Annotated in this window: 1 rRNA gene; it reads right to left on the bottom strand. The window is 48.6% G+C overall.

The window, feature by feature from the left end:
• Positions 1 to 73 precede the first annotated feature (73 nt).
• Positions 74 to 2,385: ribosomal RNA gene (locus HNQ00_RS16190) — 23S ribosomal RNA — on the bottom strand; the annotation flags it as partial.

Genomic DNA, 2,385 nt, shown 5'->3' with positions numbered 1-2,385 from the left:
TATTCCATGTCATTCTGAAAGAATCTAGGAACTAGAAAGTTTCCCCAGTGCACTTGCGTGCACTGGAAAGGGTGTACATAAGCTTACGGATTATTAGTACTACTCGACTATGACATTACTGCCTTTACATCTATAGCCTATCAACGTGGTCATCTCCCACGATCCTTAAAAGAAATCTCATCTTGTGGTGGGTTTCGCGCTTATATGCTTTCAGCGCTTATCCCTTCCAAACGTAGCTACTCTGCGGTGCCACTGGCGTGACAACAGATACACTAGAGGTTTGTCCAATTCGGTCCTCTCGTACTAGAATCAGATCCACTCAAATTTCTTGCGCCCACAGTAGATAGAGACCGAACTGTCTCACGACGTTCTGAACCCAGCTCGCGTGCCACTTTAATGGGCGAACAGCCCAACCCTTGGGACCTTCTCCAGCCCCAGGATGTGACGAGCCGACATCGAGGTGCCAAACCCCCCCGTCGATATGAGCTCTTGGGGGAGATCAGCCTGTTATCCCCGGCGTACCTTTTATCCTTTGAGCGATGGCCCTTCCATGCGGAACCACCGGATCACTATGCTCTACTTTCGTACCTGATCGACCTGTATGTCTCTCAGTCAAGCTCCCTTATGCCATTGCACTCTACGCACGGTTACCAAGCGTACTGAGGGAACCTTTAGAAGCCTCCGTTACTCTTTTGGAGGCGACCACCCCAGTCAAACTACCCACCAAGCAATGTCCTCTCGTTTGAGAGTTAGGCCTCAGATAAACAAAGGGTTGTATTTCAACAATGACTCCACAACGCCTAGCGACGCCACTTCATAGTCTCCAACCTATCCTACACATCATTTATCCAAGGTCAATACTAAGCTATAGTAAAGGTGCACAGGGTCTTTTCGTCCCACTGCGGGTAAGCGGCATCTTCACCGCTACTACAATTTCACCGAGCTCATGGCTGAGACAGTGTCCAGATCGTTACACCATTCGTGCAGGTCGGAACTTACCCGACAAGGAATTTCGCTACCTTAGGACCGTTATAGTTACGGCCGCCGTTTACTGGGGCTTCATTTCAATGCTTCTCCGAAGATAACATCTCCACTTAACCTTCCAGCACCGGGCAGGTGTCAGGCCCTATACTTCATCTTACGATTTTGCAGAGCCCTGTGTTTTTGATAAACAGTCGCCTGGACCTCTTCACTGCGGCCAGCATTGCTGCTGGCGACCCTTCTCCCGAAGTTACGGGTCTATTTTGCCTAATTCCTTAGCCATGAATCTCTCGAGCACCTTAGAATTCTCATCTCGACTACCTGTGTCGGTTTGCGGTACGGGTACTATTAACCTGAAGTTTAGAGGTTTTTCTTGGAAGCCCTTAGGTGCACTATCTCTTTGTCCGAAGACGCCGAGTACTATCGTATTTCCCCAAAGCCCGTGGATTTGCCTGCGGGCCTTATAGGTAGGTACTTCAACGAACTATTCCGTCAGTTCGCGGCACTTTCATCACTCCGTCACCCCATCACAGTTAACAGTAGTACGGGAATATTAACCCGTTGTCCATCGACTGTCCCTTTCGGGTTCGCCTTAGGTCCCGACTAACCCACAGCTGATTAGCATAGCTGTGGAAACCTTAGTCTTTCGGTGTGCGGGTTTCTCGCCCGCATTATCGTTACTTATGCCTACATTTTCTTTTCTATCCGGTCCAGCAAGCCTTACGACTCACCTTCTACCCTGATAGAATGCTCCCCTACCACTTACAATAAATTGTAAATCCATAGCTTCGGTAATATACTTATGCCCGATTATTATCCATGCTCGTCCGCTCGACTAGTGAGCTGTTACGCACTCTTTAAATGAATGGCTGCTTCCAAGCCAACATCCTAGCTGTCTATGCAGACAAACCTCGTTCTTTCAACTTAGTATATATTTGGGGACCTTAGCTGATGGTCTGGGTTCTTTCCCTCTCGGACTTGGACCTTAGCACCCAAGCCCTCACTGTTATGAAACATTATATAGCATTCGGAGTTTGTCAGGAATTGGTAGGCGGTGAAGCCCCCGCATCCAATCAGTAGCTCTACCTCTATATAACTTTAACCATAACGCTGCACCTAAATGCATTTCGGGGAGTACGAGCTATTTCCGAGTTTGATTGGCCTTTCACCCCTACCCACAGATCATCCCAAGACTTTTCAACGTCAACGGGTTCGGTCCTCCACTTTGGGTTAACAAAGCTTCAACCTGTCCATGGGTAGATCACACGGTTTCGCGTCTAACACTACTGACTAAAGCGCCCTATTCAGACTCGCTTTCGCTACGGATCCGTGGCTTAACCACTTATCCTTGCCAGCAACGTTAACTCGTAGGCTCATTATGCAAAAGGCACGCCGTCACCCCAC

The sequence above is a fragment of the Flavobacterium aeripolare genome (assembly GCF_013294025.1).
Classification (GTDB): domain Bacteria; phylum Bacteroidota; class Bacteroidia; order Flavobacteriales; family Flavobacteriaceae; genus Flavobacterium.
Note: the sequence above shows the minus strand (reverse complement) of the source record. Positions and strands in the feature narration are given on the sequence as shown.